Raw genomic sequence first — 25,321 nt, 5'->3', positions numbered from 1 at the left:
CCGGGGCAGCTCAAGCGCAGCGCGTGACCGTTGGGGCAGGCCTCCACGCGGCAGGCGCTATCACTCGAATTCTTTGACACCCTCCTGTGGTTTCTCCTCGGCGGGAGCCTGTGCGGTGTGTCTCAGGTGCGCGTGATTGCCGACGGCGAGAATGCGCATCGTGCGGATGTCCACGGCATGAGCGGTTCTGTCCATGCGGGCCAGGGCTCCAGAGGAGCCCCACAGCGCATTCGTCGGACAGGCCTGTTCATCGACAGTGAATCGGACCTGAACGACTCCCGTGGGCTCCGGAGCCGCCGTGACGTCGTAGGAGTCGGTCCGGTAGAGACAGGCCTCTTCTGGACGGGTGCCCTCGGGAGGCAGGGCCTTGCCCGGAAGGAAGTCTTCCAGGGCGAGCTGTATCGCCGCGGCGACGTTGCCTTCGAGGCGGAGCCTCCCTTCCCTGGGAAGCTCGGGCGGGGGCTTCATCGGGTTCCCCTCCATCAGTCGCCCGTTCCGCACGTCCACTTCGTAGGTGGATTCCATGTCCAGGGGCGGACCCCACCGATAACAGGCTCCAGGGGCGAGGGAGAAGCGGACCAGCGTGGTGCCTTCTCTTCCTGGAGCCGTCTCCACGTCCCAGGACTGGCGCTGGAGGATGCAGATGTCGCTCCGGGCTGCTCCGTACGGAGGGGCGCACATCCCACGGGAGGAAACGTTCCATGGCGAGTTGCATGGCCATGACCCGGGTGCCGGAGAGCTCGACCCTACCCTCCGCGGGCAAATCCTTTCCGAACTTGAACCAGGCGGCCTCTTCAGCTGGAACGTAACGGACAGGGCTTCGGGCCGTCATGCATCCCGACACGGCGCAGCAGAGCATCAAGCCGATGGCTCTTCTCCTGAGCGCCTCCCAACGGAGCCGTGAATGCAGATGGATATTCATGGTTGTACAGGGGTTACGAAGCCCGAGTCCTTGTCCTCGGGTTGGATGTAGCCGGATACTCACTTACTGCCTTTGCAGCTTTTTCAAATATATCGTACTGTCGGGTCAAGTCGCTCGCGGGGAGATTCTTGCCGCAATCAGGCCCCCAACAGCCCACGCCCCGTTGAGCGACTTGCCTCGGTGAGCGACTGTTTTGCCCCGCCCCTCTTTTCCCCCGCCCCCACATGAGCCCCAAGAAACTGCTGGTCTGCCTCGCAGCACTGACCCTCATGCCCGTGGCTTCCCATGCCCAGCGCAAGATGGAGAAACTGGACCGGGGCGTCGTCGCCCTCCGTCACAGCGCCACCGCCACCTGGGTGAGCTGGCGCGTCCTCGGCCTCGACACGGCGTCCACCACCTACAATCTCTACCGCTCCACCAATGGCGGCGCGGCGGTGAAGGTGAATTCGACGCCGCTGACGGTCAGCAACTACACCGACACCTCGGCTCCCACGGCCAGCGCCTACACCTACTACGTCCGGCCCGTCGTCGGCGGCGTCGAGCAGGCCCCGAGCATCCCCTACACCCTCCCCGCCAACGGCTCGTTGGAGATGGCCTATCGCATCCCCATCCGCAGCCTGCCCAACCACAGCGTCGGCTTTGTCTGGGTGGGAGACCTCGACGGTGACGGCGAGTATGATTACGTCCTCGACCGCCGGCCCAGCCTCGCCACTGACACCCAGAAGCTCGAGGCCTACACCCGCACCGGCACCCCGCTCTGGGTCATCGATCTCGGCCCTGGCAGCCTCGACCGCGACAACATCGAGCCAGGTCCTTCCGTGGTCGACGTCGGCCACTGGGACGGCGTGACGGTCTACGACCTCGACGGCGATGGTCGCGCCGAGGTCATCCTTCGCTCCGCCGACGGCGTCGTCTTTGGCAACGGCACCACCCTCTCCGGCCTCGGCACCAACGCACAGGCCATCTCCGTCATCAACGGCCTCACCGGCGCCGAGCGCGCTCGCGCCGTCATCCCGAAGGACTACATCGCCGACGGTCCCATGGCCGCCCACCTCGGCATCGGCTACCTCAACGGCACCACACCGAGCATCGTCGCCAAGCTCAAGAACCGCGTCGGTTCCGGCGGCTTCAACCTGATGGTCCTCGCCTACGACTTCGCCGCCAACAACAGCCTGACCCAGAAGTGGAAGTGGCTGCGCACGGGCGCGCTCTCCGATTTCCACCAGTTCCGCATCTTCGACGTGGATCGCAACGGCACCGACGAGGTCTGCGATGGCGGCTACGTGCTCAACGGCGACGGCACCTTGCGCTACAAGGTCGGCCTCGACAACCCCAACGTCGTCCACGGCGACCGATTCCATATCGGTGATCTGAACCCTTCTCGCCCGGGCCTCGAAGGCTTCGCGATCCAGCAAGACAACCCGAACAAGCTGCTCTACCTGGTCTATGACGCCGCCACCGGCGCCACGATCCGCCCCCACTATGGCGAGGCTGTCGAGGACACCGCCCGCGGTGTCGTCGGCGACATCGACCCCTCCACTCCCGGAATGGAATACTGGTCCTTCCACGGCTACCACCGCATCGACACCGGCGCGGTCGTGAACTCCACCACGCCCTACCCGAACTTCCGCATCTGGTGGGACGGCGACGTGCTGAGCGAGACGCTCAACGACGGAAAAGTGGAGAAATGGGATGCCGCGAACAGCGGGCTCAGCCGCCTCTTCACCGTCGGCAGCAGCACCAGTAGCGGCGTCGGCGGCCGCACCGGCGACCGCGGCGCGCCCTTCTTCTACGGCGACATCATCGGCGACTGGCGCGAGGAGATCATCTCCACCAACGCCGACGGCACGCAGCTCATCATCTGCCACACCAAGACGCCCACCTCGACCCGCCTCTACACCCTGGCGCACAATCCCGCCTATCGCATGGCAATGACAGTCAAGGGCTACATGCAGTCCCACCAGCCCGACTACTTCCTTGGCAATGGCATGAGCACGCCCTCTACACCGAACATCAGCTACGTGCCCCTCGTGCTCCAATCCGAGATCAACACCACCGTCGGCGGTGGCACCTCCATCACCGACAACCGAGCTGGCTACACGGGCAGCGGGTTCGCCGATTTCAACACCACCGGCGGCTATGTCGAGTGGACCCGCGTCAACGGCGCCGGTGGCGGCGCCACCCCGCGCACCTTGAGGTTCCGCTTCGCCAACGGCAGCGGCACCAGTCGCACGGGCCAGCTCACCGTCAACGGCATCAGCCAGTCGATTACCTTCCCTTCCACGGGCGGGTGGACCAACTGGACCACGCTCGACGTGAACGTTGGCCTCAACGCCGGCGCCACCAACACCGTGCGCCTCCAGTCCAACGGCCAGGGATTGGCCAACATCGACTACCTCACCATCCCCTGAGCCCGGCAACTCCGGCCCGACGCCATGCGCACCTCCCCGCCACTCCGAGCCATGCTCGTGCTCGCCGCCTTGGCGCTCTCCTTGGCAGGCGGCTTGTCGCTCCGGCGCCCGGCCCTGGCTTCCCGGCGGGCCGATCCGCCTCCCGCGGAGCGGACGGCTCCGCCCACTCCGCTTTCCGTGGAGCGGCCTGCTTCGCCCGCCGACCACGCCCTTTCCCTTTCGGCGCCGCCACGGCACCCAGCTCAGCCCATTCCCGACCTCGCCACGGTCCTCGCCACCGGCGAACGCGGTGACTACGCCGCCGCCGTCCGCCTCGGGGCCGCGCTGCCCGAGGATCAACGCGGCCCCGCCCTCGCCTCCGTCTTTGGCCGCTGGGCGAGCCAGGATCGAAGCGCCGCGGCCACCGCGGCACTCGCCCTCACCGACACCCTGGCACGCGACATCGCCTGGAGCGCCGTCGTCCAGCAATGGGCTCCCGCCGATCCCGCCACCCTCGCCTCCTATGCGAGCGATCTGCCTCCGGGGGCGGTGCGCAACATCGCCTTGGACTCAGCGCTCGGCCACTGGCTCGAAAGCGACCCGCCCGCCGCGATCGCCTGGGTCGAAGCCCTTCCCTCTTCCCCCGAAGACGATGTCATCGTCGCGCGCATCGCGCAGCACCCCGGCCTCATCGGCTCGCAGCCCGAACTCGCCATCGCGTGGGCCGAGGCCATCCGAGATCCCGTCCTCCGCTCCCGCACCCTCGGCACCGTCGTCCGAGAGTGGCGCGACATCAATCCCGCCGCCGCCGAGCACTACGCCCGCACCAGCCCCGAGCTCACGCCCGGCGAACGCGAAGACATCCTCGTCGGCGAACGCTTCACCCCTCACCCCTGAACCGCGCTCCCCATGCTCCGCCGCCTCGCCCTCGTTCTCTTCGCCTGCACCTGCCTCTCCTCCACCGCGCGGGCCCACGATCCTTTTCTCGCCGAGATCGAAACCGGGTCCACCGCCGACACCCTCGTGCTCCGCGTCCTGCTCGCGCGCTCCGTCGCCGCTCATCTCGCTGGCCTCACCCCAAATCCCCGCGTCTATTTCGCGCCCGCCGATTTCGCCGCCCGCCAGGCGAACTTCGATCGCATCGCCAAAGGCCTCTGCCTCATGAGCGTCAACGATCGGCCTCTCGAACCCAAGAAGACCGAGGCCGCCCTCTCCCGGGACAAGGAAGAGGTTGTCTTCACCCTCACCTACCCGCGTCCCGCCGCGACGAAAGTACTGCTCGAGTGCGGCTGGCTCTCCCGTCTGCCCCAAGGCTACGCCGCCTCGGCTCCCATTCGCGTCGGCTCGAGAGCGACCGCCACCGACTCACTCCGATTGACCGCCGAGAACCCCTCTGGCTACCTGCACCTCGGCTCCGCGCCGGCCCCCGCCGCCTCCACGCCCTAAAGCCCTCGCGCCTTCCGGCCTGGCCGCGGACCGCGTCACGAGTCGTCTGTCATTCTTCTCAACGGATTGAAAATCGATTCTCAGCCATTCAGGTGTCCAACCAGACCCTGAGCGTCCGAGCCCGATCGCATGCCAATACCTCGGCGACGACGCGGCGGCCGTGACGGCGGCCTGGGAGGCGGTGGGCGTGGACGGCCTGGCACCGCCGCCGACTCCCCACTGGCTGGAGGAGTCATTCCGGGTCATGCCAGGGCAACCCATCAGACGAGCCCCTGGAATATCGGGGGCTCCCTTTCATGAGGCGAGGGAACACCCCCAGGTCAGCGGAAGTACCAGAAAGCCCTGGGAGGAATGGCCCTTGGGAACGCGCATGTTGCGCCTATGAGGATCAGTTGGCCGCAGCGCACGCCAGGGTCTTCCACCAGGAGAAAGGAATGACGCTCCAGTTGCAGGATCGACCCATGCCGCGCTTCCGACCCATTCCTTGGAAGCCTGGTTCCGACCCGAGACATGGACCCGGGCTCTCCCCTGGCGCTCGTGGAGCCGGTCAGACAGCACATGGCTGGGGAAGCGAGCATCCGAGCGCACCGGAACCACGAAGCCCGCCTTCGCGGCGCAGGGGGGGCGAGGAACATGAGCGACACCACCACGCCTGACAGCTGTCCCTCCACCATCCTGATCGTGGATGACACGCCTGCCAACCTGGGCGTGGCGGTGGAGCATCTGGAGCTCATGGGCTATCGGGTGTTGGTCGCCCAGGATGGTGAAGAGGCGTTGGAGCGGGCCGAGCACATGAGGCCCGACATCATCCTGCTGGATGTGGTGATGCCGGGGCTGGACGGCCTGGAGACCTGCCGACGCCTGAAGGTGGCTGAAAGTACCCGCGAGATCCCGGTCATCTTCATGACCTGTCTTTCGGAAACGACCGACAAGCTCGCGGGGTTCGAGGCGGGGGGGGTCGATTTCGTCACCAAGCCGTTCCAGATCGAAGAACTGGTCGCCCGAACCCGGGTGCACCTGGCCCTGCGTGAGGCGCGAAAACAGCTCGAAGCCAAGAACGCGCAACTGCAGCGGGAGATCGCGACGCGCCGCGAGAAAGAGGCGGCACTGCGGCGCATCCAGGATGAGCTGGAGCAGCGGGTGCAGGAGCGCACGACCGATCTGGCCAGCGCGAACACCACCTTGAAGGCGGAGATCGCCGATCGCCAGCGGGTTGAAGAGGCTTTGCGTGAGAGCCAGTGCCTGCTTCAAGCCATCATCGACAACTCGACAGCGGTGATCTCCGTCAAGGACGTCGAGGGCCGCTACTTGTTGACCAACCGCCGCTTCCTGACGCTCTTTCACCTCACCCCGGAGTCGGTCCTCGGCAAGACCGACTATGATTTGTTCCCCAAGGCGAATGCCGACGCATTTCGCGCTCTCGACCAGCGGGTGGTGGCCACCAGGACGGCACTGGAAGCAGAGGAGCTCATGCCACAGGACGACGGGCTCCACACCTACATCTCGATCAAATGCCCACTCCAGGATGGGTCGGGGTCGCCCTATGCGATCTGTGGGATCTCCACGGACATCACCGAGCGCAAGCGGATTGAGGAAGAGCGGGAGGTGCTCCTGGCCAGTGAGCGGGCGGCACGGGGGGAGATCGAACGCACCAGCCGGATGAAGGACGAGTTCCTGACGACGCTGAGCCACGAGCTGCGGACGCCTCTGACCTCGATCCTCGGGTGGGCGCAGTTGCTCCTCTCCCGCCACCCCCTGACCCAGGACCTGCGTCGCGGGCTCGAGACGATCGCGCGAAACGCGCGGGCGCAGGCCCAGCTCATCGACGACCTCCTGGACATGTCACGCATCGTCTCCGGCCGCATGCGTCTGGACGTGCGGGTGGTCGATCCGGCGGTGGTGCTCGACGCGGTGGTGGAGTCGCTGAAACCGGCGGCGGAGGCGAAGGCCATCCAGTTGGAACAGGCGCTCGACCCGCCGGTCGGGCAGCTCATGGCGGATCCAAATCGTCTGCAGCAGATCGCCTGGAATCTGGTGAACAACGCCATCAAGTTCACGCCGCGAGGCGGGCGGGTGACGGTGGCGCTGAGTCAACAGGGCCCCCATGTGCAGCTCACGGTGAGCGACACGGGGATTGGCATCGAACCCGAATTCCTGCCGCACGTGTTCGAGCCGTTCCGGCAAGCGGACGCGACGAGCACGCGACAGCACGGTGGGCTGGGGATGGGTCTGGCGATCGTGCTGAGCCTGGTGGAGTTGCACGGGGGCACGGTGGACGTGGCCAGCGCGGGGAAGGACCAGGGTGCGAGCTTCACGGTGAAGTTGCCCAGGGAGGCCATCCATCTCGGGGCCAGGTCTGGAAGAGCAACCGTGGCGCCCCGGCGTCAATCCTCCTCGAACCACGGCAGCAGGCTCGTGGATCTGGAGGGGGTGCGGGTGCTGGTGGTGGACGACGAGCCCGACACGCGCCAGTTGATTGAGCTGGTTCTGGCGGAGCACCATGCGGAGGTGCGGACGGTGTGCTCGGCCGCGGAGGCACTCGCGGAGCTCGCCCGCTTCCATCCGACGGTGCTGGTGAGCGACATCGGCATGCCGGAGGAGAACGGGTATTCGTTGATCCAGAAAGTACGGAGGCTGCCGCGGGAGCAAGGGGGGGCAGTGCCGGCACTGGCACTGACGGCGTTCGCTCGCCCCGAGGATCGGACACGGGCGCTCCTGGCGGGATACCAGATGCACCTGGCCAAGCCGGTGGAGCCCCTGGAGCTGATGACCTATGTGGCGAGTCTGGCCGACCGTACCTATCGCGAAGCGATGCCGAGTGCATGAGCAGGGGGATGGAGTAGACCGGCGAGCGGGTTCCCGGCCCGCGTGCGCTCTGCCCCCCGCTCGCCCATCCCCGGGAGGAGACGTGACATGAGCCGCAAGATGATGTGGCTGGGAGGACTGCTCCCGTTGCTCGTGTGGTCCGCGTGGGGCGCGGACCAGGAACAATCGACGTCGACCGCTCCCGCGGACGCCTCCGTGGTCAAGATGGGCGATATCGTTCCGCCCCGGGTGGTGCCACCGTGCAAGCCCGGCGATTGCCCATTCGCTGGCCAGAACGTGACGGTGCTGGTGGTCAACAGCCGCCTGCTGGGGAGGCCAGTGCTGGAATTGAAGGACGAATTCGAAGCGGCCACAGGTGCCAGGCTCAACATCGTCTACCTGCCGCACGAGGAAGTGTTCGCCAATTTGATTTCCGATATGACCAATCGCACCGGCAAGTACGACGCGGCAATCGCCGGTGCCTGGTGGTTGGGCGAACTGGTGGCCGGCGACTACATCATCCCCTACGACAAGTATTACAACGACCCGCGCTTTCCGAAGTGGGACATCGCCGAGGTGCTGCCGGGCCCACGCGGTCTGCTCTCCTACGGCGGCAAGAAATACATGGTCGCCAACGACCACGACGGGCAGATCATGTACTACCGCCGCGACCTGCTCGAGGACCCACGGCACCAGGCCGCCTTCCTGCGGAAGTTCGGCTATGCGCTGGCCGTACCGACGACCTGGGAACAGTTCCGGGATGTGGCTGATTACTTCAACGGCCGCGATCTCAACGACGACGGTGTCTCCGACAATGGCCTGGGGATAGCGCTGAGGCCCGGTGCGCAGGGCATGTTCAACTACATGTCATTGTCGGCGCCCTTCGTGATCGGACCGGACAATCCCAGTCTGTACTGGTTCGATCCGAAGACCATGAAGCCACTGATCGATGGCCCCGGCCATGTGCGGGCGCTCGAGGTCCTGGTCGAGCTGGTCCGCTTGGGGCCCCGGGAGATGTTGACCTGGGATTTGGGAAAGAGCTGGGACTACTTCCTGGCGGGGCGCGCCGCGCTCACCTTCACCTGGGGCGATCTGGGCGCGCTGGCGCAGCAGGAAGGGAGCAAGGTCAAGGGCAAGGTCGGCGCCGCTCCCATTCCAGGCACCCACGGCCACTACAGCATCGCGCAACACAAGTGGGTCAAGACCGGACAGCCAAACCGGGTGGGCAACACCACCGGTGGCTCGTGGGCCGGCGTGATTTCCAAGTACTCGAAAGCGCCGGAAGCGGCCTATTACCTGCTGGCGCTGATGGCGAGCAAGGAGAAGTCCCAGGTGTACGCGGCGCGCGGCTGGGATGGCATCGACCCGGGCCGCCGCTTCCACTTCCTGCCACCCGACGGTAGCGGGCGGCTCGACACGTACCTGAAGGCGGGCTGGGATGAGGCGGACATCCGCGACTACCTGCGCGCCTATTCCAACAATTTCGGCAACCGGTTGCAGTTGCCGTATCTGCGCGTTCCCGGTGCCTACAGCTATTGGCAGGCACTCGACGTTCACCTGGCGGAAGCCGAGAGCGGCCAGTTGAGCCCGGAAGCGGCCTTGAAGGCGGCCGCCGTCGACTTCGAGGAAATCACCCTCCGGCTCGGGCGCGAGCGGCAACGGCGCGCCTACCGGGCATCGATGGGGCTTTAGAGAGAAACATGAGCCTGTTCATGAAACCATCGAATGCAGACGAGCCCGGTATCCGAGCGTCGAGCCATCCCACGGACAGGGGGGCGAAGAACTGGTGGCTCGGCATCCTGCTGGCGCTCCTCGTTGCTCCGACATCGCTGGCCGGCGGGCCGCCAGAATCCAAGGAAGCGCAACCGGCTCCCGCGCGCATCCTGCCCGGGAGCTTGAAGCCCGAGGGGACCGGAGTCACGGTGGTCAAGACAGGCGACCTCATCCCTCCTCGGGTGGTACCCGCGTGCAAACCCGGCGGTTGCCCGTTCGCCGGCCAGCACGTGACAGTGATCGTGACCAACGGTTCGATCGCCTGGGCCATTCCGGAGTTGAAGGACGAGTTCGAGGCCGCCACGGGCGCCACCCTCACGATTGTCCAGGTTCCATTCGGCGAGCATTTCGATAACTTCTATTCCGACGTGCTCAATGGCGCTGGGAAGTACGATGCGGCAATCGCCTGCGCCTGGTGGCTGGGCGAACTGGTGGCCGGCGACTACGTCATCCCCTACGACAAGTATTACAACGACCCGCGCTTTCCGAAGTGGGACATCGCCGAGGTGCTGCCGGGCCCACGCGGTCTGCTCTCCTACGGCGGCAAGAAATACATGGTCGCCAACGACCACGACGGGCAGATCATGTACTACCGCCGCGACCTGCTCGAGGACCCACGGCACCAGGCCGCCTTCCTGCGGAAGTTCGGCTATGCGCTGGCCGTACCGACGACCTGGGAACAGTTCCGGGATGTGGCTGATTACTTCAACGGCCGCGATCTCAACGACGACGGTGTCTCCGACAATGGCCTGGGGATAGCGCTGAGGCCCGGTGCGCACAGCATGTTCAACTACATATCATTGTCGGGGCCCTTCGTGATCGGACCGGACAATCCCAGTCTGTACTGGTTCGATCCGAAGACCATGAAGCCACTGATCGATGGCCCCGGCCATGTGCGAGCGCTCGAGGTCCTGGTCGAGCTGGTCCGCTTGGGGCCCCGGGAGATGTTGACCTGGGATTTGGGAAAGAGCTGGGACTACTTCCTGGCGGGGCGCGCCGCGCTCACCTTCACCTGGGGCGATCTGGGCGCGCTGGCGCAGCAGGAAGGGAGCAAGGTCAAGGGCAAGGTCGGCGCCGCTCCCATTCCAGGCACCCACGGCCACTACAGCATCGCGCAACACAAGTGGGTCAAGACCGGACAGCCAAACCGGGTGGGCAACACCACCGGTGGCTCGTGGGCCGGCGTGATTTCCAAGTACTCGAAGGCGCCGGAAGCGGCCTATTACCTGCTGGCGCTGATGGCGAGCAAGGAGAAGTCCCAGGTGTACGCGGCACGTGGCTGGGATGGCATCGACCCGGGCCGCCGCTTCCACTTCCTGCCACCCGACGGCAGCGGACGGCTCGACACGTACCTGAAGGCGGGCTGGGATGAGGCGGACGTCCGCGACTACCTGCGCGCCTATTACGACAATTTCGGCAACCGGTTGCAATCGCCGTATCTGCGCGTTCCCGGTGCCTACAGCTATTGGCAGGCACTCGACGTTCACCTGGCGGAAGCCGAGAGCGGCCAGTTGAGCCCGGAGGCGGCCTTGAAGGCGGCCGCCGTCGACTTCGAGGAAATCACCCTCCGGCTCGGGCGCGAGCGGCAACGACGCGCCTACCGGGCATCCATGGGGTTCTGATCGCTTGAAGCCCCTGGGCATCGGACGCAAGCTCACGCTCGGATTCGGCACGCTGGCCGCTGTCACGCTGCTGGTCGTGGCGCTGGGCTTCGTTGCCGGGCGCAGCGTCACCGAAGACATCAACCTCACCGAGGGCGTACGCGGACCGGCGACGCTGGCTTCCGCGCAGGCTCAGGCCAGCCTGTTGCGGATGCAGCTGCACGTGCGCGGCTACCTGGTGCTGTCCGATCCGCTGGACATCGAGCAGTACCACTTGGCGAGAAAGTCCTTCGAGGACAGTCTGGCTTCGCTGCAGGCGATGTCCGTCAACTGGCCCGACGAAGAAGCCAGGTGGGTGACCGAACTGACCGAGACCTATGCGCGCTGGGTCAAGCTGCCACAGCACTTGTTCGAGCTGCATGACAACCCGCTCCAGAACCGGCCCGCGCTACGGCTCGCCCGGGTCGACATTCAAGCGCTGCGGATCCAGATCCTGGAGAAGGTCGATACGATGATCGATCTCCAGAAGACACGCGGCGCCTCGCCTCGGAACCGCGAGCTGCTGGCCGACATGCTGAGCTTCCAGACCTCGTTCGATGCGATGGCGACCAACCTGATGGCCTACGGCGCCTCGGGGGAACTCAATTTCAAGCTGGCCTACGGGCCACAGTTGGCGACCAACGCGACGATCTGGAATGAGCTGTCTGGCAAGCGCCACCTGCTATCCGCTGAGCAGCGGGCCACGCTCGATGGCATCGCGCGGGCTCGGGCCGGATTCGCGGAGCTGGCGCTGGAACTCGTCAGCATCCTCGGCGGCGAACACGCGTACGAGGATCTGTACCTGTACCGCACCCAGGTCACACCGCAGGCGGATATCCTGCTCGGCCTGCTGGGGAAGGTGACCGAGCGGCAGCAGGCCCAGTTGCAGACCGATCTGGCGCGGGCGCGCAGCAGCCTCGCCAAGGCGCGCCTGCAATCCGTGGCGGGCGGGCTGGTGGCCGTCATCTTCAGCTTCGCCATGGCATTCCTGTTCTGGCGCAACATCGTCGGTCCGGTACACCGTCTGACCGGCGTGGCGGAACAGGTGGCGGCCGGTAACCTGTCCGCGCGCGCCGCGGTCGAATCGAGCGACGAGATCGGCGTGCTCGCCCTCAGCATCAACATCATGACGCAGCGTCTGGCCGAAACCATCGGCCACCTGGAAACGGTATTCGCCGAGGCGCGGCGAGCGAAGGACGCGGCCGAAACGGCCAACCTCGCCAAGAGCACGTTCCTGGCCCACATGAGCCACGAATTGCGCACTCCGCTGAACGGCATTCTGGGCTACGCGCAGATACTGCGCCGGGACAAGAAGCTGGGTGAACGGGAAATCGCGGGTGTGAACGTGATCCAACAAAGCGGCGAGCATCTGCTGACGCTGATCAACGACATCCTGGATTTCGCCAAGATTGAAGCGGGCAAGTTGGAACTCTACGCCACGGACCTCCAGCTCGCCCGTTTCCTGCGCACCATCACCGAGATGATCAGCGTCAGGGCGGCGCAGAAGGGATTGGACTTCATCTGCGACCTGCCACCGGACCTGCCCGCCTGGGTGCGGGCCGACGAGAAGCGCTTGCGCCAGGTGCTGCTCAACCTGTTATCCAATGCGGTCAAGTTCACCGATAGCGGCCAGGTACGGCTGAGCGTGCGCTTCACGCCTCCCGACCGGATACGCTTCGAGGTGCAGGATACCGGCATCGGCATCAGCGAGGACCAACTGGGCATCCTGTTCCAGCCGTTCGAACAGGTGGGCGAGGCGAGGCGCCGGCAGGGGGGAACCGGCCTGGGGTTGGCCATCAGTCGGCAGTTCGTGCGGCTGATGGGCGCGGATATCCAGGTCGAGAGCCGGGCTGGCCAGGGCAGCACCTTCTGGTTCGAGCTGGAGCTGCCAGTGGTGAAGGTCGAGATGGCGGCGCCACCGCCGGACGGCGTCGTGACTGGCTACCAGGGGCCGCGCAAGAAGGTCCTGGTGGTGGACGATGTGGCCGGGAACCGGGCGATGGTGGTCGAGCTGCTGGGCCGGCTCGGCTTCGAGGTGACCGAGGCGGAGAACGGCCGCGAGGGATTGGACAAGGCGCGAATCCTCCAGCCGGACCTGATCCTGATGGACACCATGATGCCAGTGATGGACGGCATGGAGGCCACGCACCGGATTCGCCAGTTGCCGTATGGGCGGGACGTGCCGATTCTCGCCGTCTCCGCCAGCGCCGCACAAGATGATCGGGACAGGAGCCTGGCGGCCGGAGCCAACGCATTCATCGCCAAGCCCATCGATTACGGGGTGCTGTTGAAGGAAATGAGCGCCTGCCTGGGATTGCACTGGACATACGAGCCCCCCCGGGAACAACCCGCCGCGCGAGAACACAACGCCCAACAGCTGACTCCCCCACCCCAGGAGCAGCTGGCGGTGCTTCACCAACTCGCGCTGGCCGGCAGCATGCGGGACATCCTCCACTGGGCGACGCAACTCACGGACCTGGGTGAGCAGTATGGTCCGTTCGCCACCCAGGTCATCCACCTGGCACGGGGGTATCAGTCCAGAGCCATCGTGGGGCTCGTGGAGAGCCACCTGGCGGACGGTCACCGCCGGCCCGGCGTGACGCGGGTGTAGGGCTCAAAGGGAGGAGAGGCCGGCCAGCTCAGAGGGCCGTCAGTTGGCCCTCCCCGTCCGACCTCGAGCGCGGACTGTTCAACATCGGGCACGATGTTGAATTGTATGCATTCATGAAAGCCACATGACTGGTACATTGCCTGTTTCTTTTCTGTTTAAAACAGATGGGAGGACATTCATGCGGACGATCATGATCAGAATCCATCGGGGTCTTTCCTTGCTGCTCTGGGGAAGCATCCTCTGTGCCCCCGGGTGTTTGGACAGCGCCCGGGACAATGGCGCGTCGCCGGACGAGACGGTACAGCTCCGGAGCGAGCAGGGTATGAGCGGTGTGACCGCGCAATCCGGTGGCAACGTCTTTCTCATCGGAAGCGGCATCTACGACATCACCGGCCCGGCCGGAGAGATCACGATGATGGGCTTCGCCGTATCGGAACAGAAGACCGCCGGCATCCACATGCGGCTGCGGTCACGGGCATTCGTCATCGGAGACGGTAACAAGCGGGTCGTCTTCGTCAGCGCCGACCTGGGCCAACTCTTCCAGAGCGTGAAACTGAAAGTGAGCGAGAAGATCGCCGCCAATGTCGAACTCGCGCAATATTACAACACGAAAAACGTCCTCCTGTCGGCGACGCATACCCACAGCGGCCCCGGGGGCTATTCGGGGTACTTCCTGTATGACGTGACCGTCAACGGGTTCGTGAAACAGAATTTCGACGCCATCGTGGACGGCATCTACCAGTCCATCCTGCGCGCCCATCACAACGTGAAGCCCGGCAGGATCCTCGTCAACGAAGGAACGATCGAGGGCGTCGGCGGCAACCGCGCGGTGGAAGCCTACAACAACAACCCCGCGGCGGAGCGGGCCCGGTATGACGGCATCACGGACAAGACCATGACGCTCCTGAAGCTCGTCGGCCTCGATGGCGAGGAGCTCGGCATGGTGAACTGGTACGCGGTGCACCCGGACAGCATCGGCCCCGAGAACAAGTTGATCAGCGGCGACAACAAGGGCTGGGCGTCGTACCTCTTCGAGAAGGACAAGGCGACGGATTACCTGGCGTCCAAGACGTTCGTGGCCGCGTTCGCCCAGGCCAACGCCGGCGATGTGACGCCGAACATCGGGTTCGGCCAGGCGCCCCCCGACCTGACGTTCGAGAAGAACAAGAGCCTGGAGAACGCCACCCTCAAGCAATACAACAAGGCGAAAGAGCTTTATGACGGCGCGACGCGGGAGCTGACCGGCTCGGTGGATTTCCGCCACGAGTGGGTGGATATGAGGACGCTCTACGTCGCCTCCGCGGGAACCACGACCTGCGCGGCCGGCATGGGGGCGTCCTTCTCGGCCGGCAGCCCGTATGACAATCCGAGCCCCTCGCCGCTCTTCCCGAACGGGACCACGGTGGACAGCGTGCAGTGGAGCGAGGGCGCCGGCAAGGCGGCGCTCTTCCAGCTCCTGGGCGGCGTCTTCTCCTTCGCGTGGCCGGCAACCGGCGACGCGGCGTACAAGCAGTGCCACGCGGAAAAACCGGTGCTGATCCCGACCGGCGTGGCGGGCCTCAACATCAACGGTCCGACCATGACCCCGCAGATCATGCCCCTCCAGGTATTGAAGATCGGCAACCTGGCCATCGTCGCCGTCCCCACCGAGGTGACCACCATGGCGGGCCGCCGCCTGGAGGACACGGTGAAGACGGAGCTCGCGAGCGTCGGCGTCGACACGGCGGTCATCGCCGGGCTCTCCAACTCGTACGCGTCCTACCTGGCCACCCGGGAGGAGTACGCCCTGCAGTGGTATGAGGGAGCCTGCACGCAGTTCGGCCCGAACGAGCTGGCCGCCTTCCAGCAGGAATACGTCAAGCTCAGCAAGGCCATCGTCAGCGGAGCCACCGTCCCGGCCGGCCCCACGCCCGAGGACGTGACGGGCCAGACGGTCGATCTGACCCCGAAGGTGGTGCTGGACGACAAGCCGCTGGACAAGGACTTCGGGAGCGTGATCACCCAGCCGGCCGCGAGCTATGCGCGGGGCAGCCTGGTGACCGTGCAGTACTGGGGCGGGCATCCGAACAACAATCTCCAGACTCAGGGCTCGTTCCTGGCGGTCGAGAAACAGGTGAACGACGCCTGGGTCGCGATCGCGTGGGACTGGGATCCGGAAACGACCTACCGGTGGGAACGCAGTGGCATCTCCTACTCCAAGATCACGATTACCTGGGACACGAAGAACGCCGCGGCCGGAACCTACCGCATCCGCCACAAGGGCCACTGGAAGTCTGGATGGACCGGGCAGATCAGTCCCTATGAAGGGGTTTCGGAGCCATTCACGGTGCTGTAAGCGCCGATATGCAGGAACGCATGGTGAACATGCGAATCTGACGGTGGCCGAGTGAGCGCGAATCGTGGATGGTCCGCTGCTAGAGGTCACCGTCTCGCGTGCCATCGGAAGCAACATCCACGGGGCAACCCGTTCGATCCGTGTGGGCCATATCGCTCTCCGCTTTCACGATGCCAGCGCGAAGGCGGTGGAGCATGTCCTCGAAGTGAATGGCCACACCAACGAACGCTCATGATCGAGCATGCCAGGTCGACGTCGCTGGAGGATGGTTTCATCCGTGGGGCTGAAGTCCGCGGGGACGGCTGGATCTCCTTGTCACCGGAAGCCTCCGTCAGCACCATCAGCGGCTTGTCTCGGCCCGCTACTCCAATCCCCTACATCCTCCCATCTTCTGAGAAAGATAGATCAACCACCATACGACAGACATCCTACCAATTGCTTACAAGAAGTTCTTGTTTTCCGGCCTTGCGGCTGGTTAAAAGGAGTGAGCAGCGCCGCTGCATTCCATTTGAGGAGAAAATGAAATGAAGACCCGAGCCTCATCCGCTGGGAGAGAGAGAAATCTCGCGCGGCCACCTCCGGCCGCCGCCCTGCCCGCGTTGTTCGCGGCCATGCTGTCTCTCACCGCGTGCGGCGGCGCCGCCGACTCGAGCACCAGCGACGCCTCGCCGCAGCCGAGCCCCGCGTCCACGGCACCGTCGACGGTCGCGGCCGCGCCGGAGGCCGCTCCCGTGCCCGTGCCCATTCCCGGGCTGGGTGCAACGGAATACGTCCCGCTCTACGCCGTCGGCACGCCAGTGGCCGAGCAGATCCAGTACACCGAGGCCGATGGAACCCTGGTCACCCTGGCGGGCTTCCGTCCGACCAACCGGCATGCCCGCGAGCGAGGTGAGCCCTGGTTCGATCCCGTCGACGTCGGCCCGGGCAGATACTTCGACTTCCCGACGTGGTACTTCCAGAACCGGACCTTCGGTCTCATGATCCGTGATCAGGTCCCCGCCGGGCGTTCGCGCATCGAGATCTCCCTGCGCGTGAACGATGGGACCTTCATCAACACGGGCCTCAGTGCGTTCCGCCGCGATGATCCCAACGTCGGGGAGTACGGCTGGAAGATGAATGTCGGCTTCCAGAATCCCAAGGAGGGAAACAAGAACACCTGCCACGCGACCTCGGCGCGGGAAGACTGCATGGTGGTGATCACCGACAACTGGCGCGCCCCCAAGCCCGGCACCCCGTTCAAGCCAGGTGACGTGATCGAGCTGGCCCCCGCGCCGTTCCTCCCGCATACGGCCGACAACAAGGCCATCATCGATGGCGGAGGCAGCCGCTACTATTCATTCGAGAACCTGTACCAGGTGGGCGTGGGCATCCGCGCGTGGTATGGCGTTGCCCCCCTGCTCGACTCCGTCCCCCTGCCCGCCAGCACCCTGCTGGGTGGCGAGGCCAGCGTCTCCTACAACTATTCCGAGGAGCCGCATCGGGTGTTCCAGCAGATGGCCAACAACATCGGCATCGCCGATACCAGGCGCTTCGTCGAGGGTCGGCGGCTGTTCCACACCTCGTTCGTCGATGGGAAGCACTCCGAGAGCCCGGACATCAACCCCGCGTTCACCCAGCACGCTAATCAACTGGGGCCTCGTTACAACAACACCCGGTGCATCGAGTGCCACGCACTCAACGGGCGCAGCAAGGTTCCCACGCCAGGCAGCACGCTGGACACCATGACCATCGAGACCGCCGCGGCGAGTTCCACCGCGGGGAACACTCCGGATCCCACCTACGGCATCAACGTGCAGCAGCGGGCCCAGGCCGTGGGTGCGCCCGACTACTCGGTCTCCGTGAAGTCGTACGAGAAGACCGTGCGCACCCTGCCCGATGGCGAGACGGTCGAATTGCAGAAGCCCGTCTACGCCTTCAAGGGGCCCGTGCCCGCGCACTACTCCGTCCGGCAGGCGCCCCAGGTCGTCGGCCTGGGCCTGCTCGAGGCCGTGGACGAGTCGACGCTCCTGGCCCTGGCCGACCCGACCGATGCCAACGGCGATGGCGTGAAGGGTGTGCCCAACTGGGCCTACAACCCGGAGACCGGCAAGCAGCACCTCGGCCGGTTCGGTTGGAAGGCGGGCAAGGCCAGCTTGCGTCATCAGTCAGGCGCCGCGCTCCTCAAGGATTTGGGAGTCACCTCCCCCGTCTACAAGACGCTCGACTGCCAGAAGGGCGTGGCCAATTGCAACGCATCGACCGCGGCGACGTCCATCTCCGAGACGGAGATCGAGCGGCTCTCCTCCTACCTCTCGCTGCTCGGAGTCCCCGCCCAGCGCAGCCTGCGCAGCGGCTACCCCGACGGGATGCGTGTCGCGCCCGAGCATGACGTGGATCCCGCCCAGATCAGCCGCGGCGCCACCCTGTTCGCCCAGGCGCGGTGTGGGACCTGCCACACCCCGCAGCTGAAGACCGGAGCGAACCATCCATTCGCCGAGCTGCGCAACCAGACCATTCATCCGTACACCAACCTGATGCTCCACGACATGGGGCCGGAGTTGGCCGATACGTTGACCGAAGGCCAGGCCGCACCGGGCATGTGGCGCACTCCCCCGCTCTGGGGCATCGGCTCGCTGAAGTACGTCCAGGGCGGCGCGCAGAACGTGCGCTACCTGCATGACGGACGTGCTCGCACGCTGATGGAGGCCATCGCCTGGCACGGGGGCGAGGCGACCAACAGCCGCGACAAGTTCGAGGCGCTGAGCAAGGCCGATCGGACCGCGGTGCTGGCGTTCCTGGAGTCGCTCTGAGCCGGGCTCGCGGTACGGAGTGCTGATTCAAGCCGTTGGGGGCCCCTGCGCCCCCAGCGGTGCTCGGCCCGCGTGCTCCTGCCCTGGGGAGCGCGCGGGCCTTTACGCTGGGTGCGCGCCGCGCGTCCTGTCACGGCCGCTTCACGAATGGAGCGATTGCCACCGCACGTGCCCGAGCGTCAACGGATGCTGTCCTTTACGCACCACGCGAGGTCGTGCCACGAACGGGCGTGTAACGGCTCACGGACCGTCTGGCCGTCTATGTTCACCATTGGACCGGGTCGTGTTCAAAAGGATTCGCAGCTCCTCGGGAATCGGCATGGGGGTGAAAATGCCCACGTTGGCGCCCCCTCGGCCTCGAACGCAGCACGCAGCGTCGACTCCATCGGCATGACGTCCCTCCTGCGCGACCACGCTACCTTCTCGCGATGGGGAGCGGTACGCGCCTGCCATCTTCCCGAAACCTTCCCGAGAGACGTTTGACACCTTCTCGGCTCAGGACACCCCTCAGGTTTTACCAGGAAGACTTGAAATGGGTCGTGATCCGCGTCCCCTTCCGTGAAAGCGCATCCGCTACACTCCGCGCGGAACTGTTCATCATCGGGGCCGCACGTCATGAGTCTTCGCTCACCCAGTGCCCAAAAGGACCCCGTGCCCGGAGAGTTCTCTCGGGACAAGGACATCACGTGCACCGTTCCCAGCGGCCGAGCCACCTCCTCGCGGCGGCTCGCCGAGGGCGAGCTGATCGCGGGCCGCTACCGGATCCTCCGCTTCGTGGACGAGGGGGCCATGGGTGCTGTCTACGCGGTGGAAGACCTGTCGTTGCACGAGCGCGTGGCCCTCAAGGTCATCCACGCCAGGGGGGCTTCCGCTCCGCAGATGATCAAGCGCTTCAAGCGCGAGCTGCGTCTGGCACGCCGCGTGACGCACCCCAACGTGTGCAGGGTGTTCGACCTGGGCGAGCACCCCCTGGGAACGGAGCCCGAGGCCGCCGAGTCCGCGTTCACGTTCCTCACCATGGAGTTCCTGGAAGGTGAAACCCTCAAGGAGTTCCTGACGCATCACGGGCGGCTGACGCCCGAGAAGCTGCTGCCCCTGGCCGAGCAGATGGCGGCGGCGCTCGATGCCGCGCATGCCGCGCAGGTCATCCACCGAGACTTCAAGAGCGGCAACGTGATGCTGGTGCCCACCGCCTGCGGAGGCTCGCGCGCGGTGGTGACGGACTTCGGCCTGGCGTGCGGCGAGGGGCTCGACGACGACATCGCGACGCAGGAGGGCACCGTGATGGGGACCCTCGGCTACATGTCCCCCGAACAGGTCGAAGGCCGGAGCCTGACACCCGCCTCCGACCTCTACTCCTTCGGGGTGGTGCTCTTCGAGATGGCGACGGGCCAGCTCCCCTTCCAGGGGAACACGCCCATGATCGTCGCCGTCAAGCGTCTCTTCGAGCCACCTCCCTCGCCCCGCCACCTCGCTCCCGGGCTGTCCGCCGCCTGGGAGGCGGCCCTGCTGCGCGGGCTGGCCCGTCAGCCCCAGGAGCGCTTCACCACGGCGGGTGAGTTCATCGAGGCCCTACGGGGCGCCACCACCTACCGTGCCCCCGAGCACCCGCTGGCCCTCCCCCACCCGGAGAAGCATCCCTCCGTCGAGTCCGTCCCGGTGATGACCTCGCCGGGCAGTCGCGCGGCGGCGCGGCGCGTGGTGGCCGTGCTCGCCCCGCGCAACCTCTCCGGCCAGGCCGCCTCGGCGTGGCTCTCCACGGCCCTGGCGGAGATGCTGTCGGCGGAGCTCACCGCGGGCAGCCAGGTGCGCCTGCTGTCGGGAGAGAGCGTGGACCGGATGAGCCGGGAGCTCTCCCTGCCCGTGGTGGACAACCTGGCCCCGGACACGCTCCAGCGCATCCGCGCCCACTCGGGCGTGGAGCTGGTGCTCACGGGCTCCTACCTCGTGTTGGGGGCGGCGGACTCCGCGGGGATCCGGCTCAACCTGCGCCTGCAGGAGACCACCACGGGGGAGACGGCGGTGCTGCTGACCCAGACCGGGATGGAGCGCGAGTTGCTGTCCATCGTCCTGGGACTGGGGGCCCGGCTGCGCGAGCGGCTGGGAATCGGACCCCTGACGGACGAGCAGGTCCGCCGGGTGCGCGGCGCCATGCCCGCCCATCCCGACGCCGCGCGTCTCTATGCCGAGGGGCTCCTCGCGCTGCGCAACCATGAAGCCCCACGGGCCGTCGAGCGGCTGGAGCGCGTGGTGGAGCTGGAGCCGAACTTCGCCCCCGGCCACTCCGCGCTCGCCACCGCCTTCAAGCACTTCTTCCTCGAGACGCGCGCCCGGGCCTCCGCGCGCCGGGCCTTCGAGCTGTCCGCGGGCCTGCCGCGCGAGGAGCGACTGTTGGTGGTGGCACGCCACCACGAGATGCATGCCGAGTGGACGCTCGCCATCGAGGCCTACCGCACGCTCTTCGAGTTCTTCCCCGACAACGTGGAGTACGGCACGGCGCTCGTCGGAGCGCAGGCCTCCGCGGGCCTGACGCGCGAGGCGCTGACCACCCTCGAGGCGTTGCAGCGGCTGCCGGTGGGCGAGGATGCGCGCATCGACCTGGTGGCGGCGACGGCCACGGCCCAGGCGGGTGACTTCCAGGCCTCGCGGCGGCACGCCGAGCGGGCGGTGGCCCGGGCACGCCGGGCCGGCCAGGAACTCCTCGTCGCCTCCGCGCTCCTCACCCAGGCCTTCGCCATGCGCAACCTCGGCGAGCATGAGCAGGCCCTCGCGCACCTGGAGGAATCCGTGCGGCTGTCGCTCGCCAAGGGGGACCGGGGCGGGGCGGCCCGGGGCATCATCGCGCGCTCCATCGTGCTCATCGACCTGGGGCGGATGCGCGATGCCCGGAGCTCCTTCGCCACCGCGCTGCGCGTGGCCCGGGAGCTGAAGAATCGGGTCCTCGAGGCCGAGGCCCTGGGCAATGCCGCGTGGCTGAGCTGCAACCTGGGGGACCTGAAGGTGGCGCTCAAGCACACGCGCCGGGTGAAGGAGATGTTCCGCCGGCTGGAGATGCGCGCCGAGGAGGCCGCCTACGACGTGCAGCTGGGGATGGTGCTGCGGCGGTGCGGCGACCTGGATGAGGCCCAACGTCTGCTCGAGCAGGCGAGGCAGGTGCATAACATCGTCTTCGGCGACGAGTTCATGGAGGCGTGGGCGAGCTACGAGCTGGGCCAGCTCTACCTGGACCGGGGCGAGCTGACCCTGGCCCGGCGGTGGTTGGAACGGGCCCTGGTGCTGCGCCAGGCCCAGGGCATGCGGCTCTTCATCGCCGAGACGGTGCTGGCCCTCGCGGGGCTGGAACTGGAGTCGCGACGGCCCCTGGACGCCCTGGCGCAGGCCGAGCGCGCCTGCGCGCTCTACGCGGAGCAACGGCATCTGACCATGCAGGGCAGGGCCCAGGCGGTGCGGGCCCGGGCCCTGCTGGCGGGGGGCGAGCCCCAGCGAGCCCGCGAGGCGCTCGCCCGGGCCCGGGCGCTGACGGTGAACAACGAGCACGTGCTCGTCACCGCGGAGGTGGTGCTCGCCGAGGCGCGGGTGGCGCTGAGCACGGGGACGCCCGAGGAACGACAGGCCTCGGCACGGGAACTCCAGGCGCTCGGCCTCCAGGCGGCCCAGGGAGAGATGCTGGGCGTGTGCTTGAAGGTGCGGCTGCTCCTGGCGGAGTTGGCCCTCGTGGGCGGAGAGAGCAGGGCCACCGCGGAGCTGAGAATCCTCGAGGCGGAAGCGGGCCGGCTCGGCTACCGCGCCCTGGCCCTCAAGGCGGGCGCGGCGCTCGGGTAACGGCCCTCACACTTCCACCTGGGTCATGAGCCACGCCTCGAACTCGCCCAGCTCCCGCTCCAGGGCTGGGTGGCGGGCCTTGACCCCAGCCACGGCGCGCGCCACCCCGGCCCGGCTGTGGGGCGTGCCCACCAGTGCGTCCTGGAGCTCCTGCACCGGCTCGGAGTGGAGCGAGTCCGAGAACACCTGGGCACGGCTGACATGGCCGTTCTCGGCGTCCAGGTGGACATGGAAGAACCCCCAGGAGAGGTACTCGGCCATCTGGTGGTTGAACTGGGGGGCATTGCCAAAGCGCCAGTCCCAGGAGGAGAAGCGCTCGAATGTCTCCGCGAGCGAGGGCTGGCGCTCCAGGAAGGCCTGGTCCAACAGCTCGGGCTCGGCCGTGGCGCCGTGGTGCTCCTGGAAGGCGGACATCAGCGCCTGCACGAGGGCCTCGTGGGTCACCTCGGGCTGGTGCTCGGTGATGTTCATCACCCGGGCGCGCACGGACGCGTGGCCCTTGGACTCGAGCTTCTTGGGGTGGGGCGTGAGGTAGTTGGACAGGCGCGAGAGGTCCGTGGAGATGAGGAAGGTGCCGTGGTGGAAGGCCCGCTCGCGCGTCTCCCGGTACGCGCTGCCGCTGATCTTCCGCGGTCCGTCCGGCAGGTGGATCACCAGATCATTGCGCCCCGCGGCGTCCGCCGTCACGCCGAGCCGCTTCAGCGCGTCCAGGAGGATGGTCACGTTCGTGGCCTTGTCGTAGCCCTCCCGGGAAGACAAGAAGGTGAAGCACGTGTTGCCCAGATCGTGGAACACCGCGCCTCCGCCACTGGTCCTCCGCGCCAGGAAGACCTGCTCCTCTTCCATGCGCTTCAGGTTGCACTCGGACCAGGGGTTCTGGTTGCGGCCGATGACGACCGTATTGGCGTTGCGCCAGAGAAAGAGTGTGCGCGTGCGAGTGTCCATCTCACGGAAGATCCAGTCCTCCGTGGCGAGGTTGAACCAGGGGTTGAACGTCTGGGACAAGAGGATGCGGACAGGCGCTGGAGACATGGACGCGAGGCTACACCGCGCGCCCCGGCCTGGCCGCTGACGCGCGCGCCTCAGTCGTCGTGCGGATCACGCGGATGGTAATCGTCCGTATCCACTTTAAAACCAGGAGGGACCGCCTCCGCGATGTCGTCCCAGCGCACGAGCTTGAACCGCGTCGAGCCGTCGTACGCGTAGCCATTCACCGGCTCGGTGCTCGGCGGTGGCGGGGCCTTGCCCGTCTGGAGGACCACGAGTCCCCGGGGGAACCCGGCGCCCATGGGCACGTTCACCACGTCATGACCGTCCGTCTCGCCCACGCCCTCCACCTGGAAGGTGCCGAGATGGCGGTTGCCCCGCTCGCGCGTCCATCCCCCCTCGCGGTCATAGAGATGGAACGTGTCGTCGCCCTGGCTGGAGACGATGAGATAGCCCTTCTCGTCTCCCGCGTAGTACAGCGCGAGCCCCTCGGCATCCGCCTCCAGGTGCTTGCCTCCCACGGCGGGGTTGCCCGGCACGGCGATGGTGCCCTCGGGCGCCGGGGCCGGGGCCTCCAACTCACACGCGTATTCGCCGTCGTCCGGGACGGCCCAGTACGGGGCCCCGAAGGACTTCACCGGCTCGATGAGGCGACCGCGCGGGACGTCCACCACGCGTGGGAGCGACACGCTCAGCGGGATCTTCCACAGCCCCACCACCTCCTGCGCCGCGTAGAGGATGCCCTCCTGCTGATCCACCACGAGCCCCTCGAACTGAGGATCCTCCGCCGGCTCCTCCCGGCAGGGCGACCACGCCAGCGCTCCACCGCCGCCCGGTCGGGGAAGGGAGAAGCGCGAGTCGAAGCGGAACTCGCGCACCTCGCGGTAGCCCACCTGCTCCGTGCCCGCCTCGTACAGCTCGAGCCAGGCCACCACGGCGCGGCTGCGCTGCGTCACGAAGGCGTGGAAGCGATTGGACGGGTCGCGGTACAGCGCGAGCCCATAGGCCGTGTTCTGGTCATCCAACGGGTTCGGCCTCACGCCCTCCGGCTCTCCCGTGGGCTGGAAGGGCGAAGGCCGCACGAACCGCTCCGGAAAGACGCGCCGCGCCGCGCGCGCGGTGACATCGAACAGCGGTCCGCCCGCGCGCCCGGGGTCGATGGCGTAGATGCGCAGCCGGTCACAGCCACGGTCCGTCACCACCGCCAGATCCACCTTCCGGACCCGTCCATCCGCGCCGCGCAGCGGAAAGCCGTACTGGATGTCCACGTTGTTGAAGCGTCCGAACGTCTCGCCGCTCTCGCTCTCCGGGCACGCGGAGGTCGCCGCTTCGGGCCGCGGCCCGGGCGCCATGGGATCCCCGGCCGAGATCGCTGGACGATTCGCCGGGAGGACGGTCTGCACCACCCGTCCGCTCAGGTCGTAAACCTGCAAGCCGGCTTCCTTGAGCACCCCGATGACGAGGCCCCGCTCCGGACGGCTCGGGTGGATCCAGATGGCCGGATCGTCCGAGTCCGGGGTGCGCGGTGCCTCGTCGTAGCGGTGCAGCACGGGAGTCTCCGCGCGCGGAGGAATGACGGGCGGCTCGGCGAGCGAGGCGAGCGGAACCAGCACGAGCGCCAGTGAGGCGCTTCCCAGGACACGACGCTTTGCGGACATGAACTCCTCGAGGGTGGATGCAGCGCCCAGGCGGCGCGGGCAGCGCATGGTGGAGGAACAACCCCGGGCGCCGAGCAACAACTCCGTCAAGAGCACTCCCTGGAACACATTCCCGGAAGATCCCGAGGATGGCCTTGGGTCTT

13 protein-coding genes are annotated in these 25,321 nt (G+C 66.8%); 10 read left to right on the top strand and 3 right to left on the bottom strand.

The window, feature by feature from the left end; translation table 11 throughout:
* Window positions 1-60 precede the first annotated feature (60 nt).
* Window positions 61-468 (bottom strand): hypothetical protein, encoded by a 408-nt coding sequence (locus tag D187_RS51420; RefSeq protein WP_020918751.1) that lies wholly within the window; start codon window positions 466-468, stop codon window positions 61-63.
* Between the two features lie 678 nt (window positions 469-1,146).
* Between D187_RS51420 and D187_RS46805 the strand changes: the two genes are divergently transcribed.
* The 10 genes from D187_RS46805 to D187_RS46760 all read left to right on the top strand — a co-directional run bounded on the left by D187_RS46805 (window position 1,147) and on the right by D187_RS46760 (window position 22,533).
* Window positions 1,147-3,333, top strand: coding sequence for a rhamnogalacturonan lyase family protein (locus tag D187_RS46805; RefSeq protein WP_081714123.1), 2,187 nt, complete (start codon window positions 1,147-1,149; stop codon window positions 3,331-3,333).
* Between the two features lie 51 nt (window positions 3,334-3,384).
* On the top strand, window positions 3,385-4,209 hold the full coding sequence (locus D187_RS46800) for a hypothetical protein (RefSeq protein WP_043435231.1): 825 nt from the start codon (window positions 3,385-3,387) through the stop codon (window positions 4,207-4,209).
* A gap of 12 nt (window positions 4,210-4,221) precedes the next feature.
* A complete protein-coding gene (locus D187_RS46795) occupies window positions 4,222-4,758 on the top strand; it encodes a hypothetical protein (RefSeq protein ID WP_002627233.1) in 537 nt (178 codons plus the stop codon).
* A gap of 633 nt (window positions 4,759-5,391) precedes the next feature.
* Window positions 5,392-7,584 (top strand): hybrid sensor histidine kinase/response regulator, encoded by a 2,193-nt coding sequence (locus D187_RS46790; protein ID WP_002627231.1) that lies wholly within the window; start codon window positions 5,392-5,394, stop codon window positions 7,582-7,584.
* Window positions 7,585-7,671: 87 nt separating this feature from the next.
* The gene (locus D187_RS46785; protein ID WP_002627230.1) at window positions 7,672-9,255 is read left to right on the top strand and encodes an ABC transporter substrate-binding protein; all 1,584 of its coding nucleotides are present in this window, start codon (window positions 7,672-7,674) and stop codon (window positions 9,253-9,255) included.
* 8 nt (window positions 9,256-9,263) lie between these two features.
* Entirely contained in the window at window positions 9,264-10,958 is a 1,695-nt protein-coding gene (locus tag D187_RS46780; protein WP_245592002.1) for an ABC transporter substrate-binding protein, read from the top strand.
* A 4-nt stretch (window positions 10,959-10,962) separates the two neighbouring features.
* A complete protein-coding gene (locus D187_RS51415; protein WP_002627228.1) occupies window positions 10,963-13,587 on the top strand; it encodes an ATP-binding protein in 2,625 nt (874 codons plus the stop codon).
* 124 nt (window positions 13,588-13,711) lie between these two features.
* Window positions 13,712-15,922 carry a neutral/alkaline ceramidase gene (locus D187_RS46770; RefSeq protein ID WP_002627227.1) on the top strand — a complete coding sequence of 737 codons (2,211 nt, stop codon included), beginning with the start codon at window positions 13,712-13,714 and terminating at the stop codon, window positions 15,920-15,922.
* Between the two features lie 524 nt (window positions 15,923-16,446).
* Window positions 16,447-18,711: a di-heme oxidoreductase family protein gene (locus D187_RS46765; RefSeq protein WP_002627225.1), complete on the top strand. Its 2,265-nt coding sequence runs from the start codon at window positions 16,447-16,449 to the stop codon at window positions 18,709-18,711.
* Between the two features lie 651 nt (window positions 18,712-19,362).
* The gene (locus D187_RS46760) at window positions 19,363-22,533 is read left to right on the top strand and encodes a protein kinase domain-containing protein (RefSeq protein WP_002627224.1); all 3,171 of its coding nucleotides are present in this window, start codon (window positions 19,363-19,365) and stop codon (window positions 22,531-22,533) included.
* A gap of 6 nt (window positions 22,534-22,539) precedes the next feature.
* On the opposite strand, the gene lplA is transcribed toward D187_RS46760, so the two are convergent.
* Together lplA and D187_RS46750 are read right to left on the bottom strand one after the other, a co-directional pair.
* Complete coding sequence (gene lplA, locus D187_RS46755) at window positions 22,540-23,565, bottom strand: lipoate--protein ligase (protein WP_002627223.1); 1,026 nt, start codon at window positions 23,563-23,565, stop codon at window positions 22,540-22,542.
* 50 nt (window positions 23,566-23,615) lie between these two features.
* Complete coding sequence (locus D187_RS46750) at window positions 23,616-25,178, bottom strand: phytase (protein WP_043435409.1); 1,563 nt, start codon at window positions 25,176-25,178, stop codon at window positions 23,616-23,618.
* Window positions 25,179-25,321: the final 143 nt, after the last annotated feature.

This window comes from Cystobacter fuscus DSM 2262, assembly GCF_000335475.2.
GTDB lineage: Bacteria > Myxococcota > Myxococcia > Myxococcales > Myxococcaceae > Cystobacter > Cystobacter fuscus.
This window is presented reverse-complemented; position numbering and strand designations above follow the sequence as displayed.

Bases quoted from the DNA above. Each gene is read 5' to 3' on its own strand.
- D187_RS46800 (WP_043435231.1), top strand. From the start codon at position 3,385: ATGCTCGTGCTCGCCGCCTTGGCGCTCTCCTTGGCAGGCGGCTTGTCG.
- D187_RS46795 (WP_002627233.1), top strand. From the start codon at position 4,222: ATGCTCCGCCGCCTCGCCCTCGTTCTCTTCGCCTGCACCTGCCTCTCC.
- lplA (WP_002627223.1), bottom strand. From the start codon at position 23,565: ATGTCTCCAGCGCCTGTCCGCATCCTCTTGTCCCAGACGTTCAACCCC.
- D187_RS46770 (WP_002627227.1), top strand. From the start codon at position 13,712: ATGACTGGTACATTGCCTGTTTCTTTTCTGTTTAAAACAGATGGGAGG.
- D187_RS46765 (WP_002627225.1), top strand. From the start codon at position 16,447: ATGAAGACCCGAGCCTCATCCGCTGGGAGAGAGAGAAATCTCGCGCGG.
- D187_RS46750 (WP_043435409.1), bottom strand. From the start codon at position 25,178: ATGTCCGCAAAGCGTCGTGTCCTGGGAAGCGCCTCACTGGCGCTCGTG.
- D187_RS46790 (WP_002627231.1), top strand. From the start codon at position 5,392: ATGAGCGACACCACCACGCCTGACAGCTGTCCCTCCACCATCCTGATC.
- D187_RS46785 (WP_002627230.1), top strand. From the start codon at position 7,672: ATGAGCCGCAAGATGATGTGGCTGGGAGGACTGCTCCCGTTGCTCGTG.
- D187_RS46805 (WP_081714123.1), top strand. From the start codon at position 1,147: ATGAGCCCCAAGAAACTGCTGGTCTGCCTCGCAGCACTGACCCTCATG.
- D187_RS46780 (WP_245592002.1), top strand. From the start codon at position 9,264: ATGAGCCTGTTCATGAAACCATCGAATGCAGACGAGCCCGGTATCCGA.
- D187_RS51420 (WP_020918751.1), bottom strand. From the start codon at position 468: ATGAAGCCCCCGCCCGAGCTTCCCAGGGAAGGGAGGCTCCGCCTCGAA.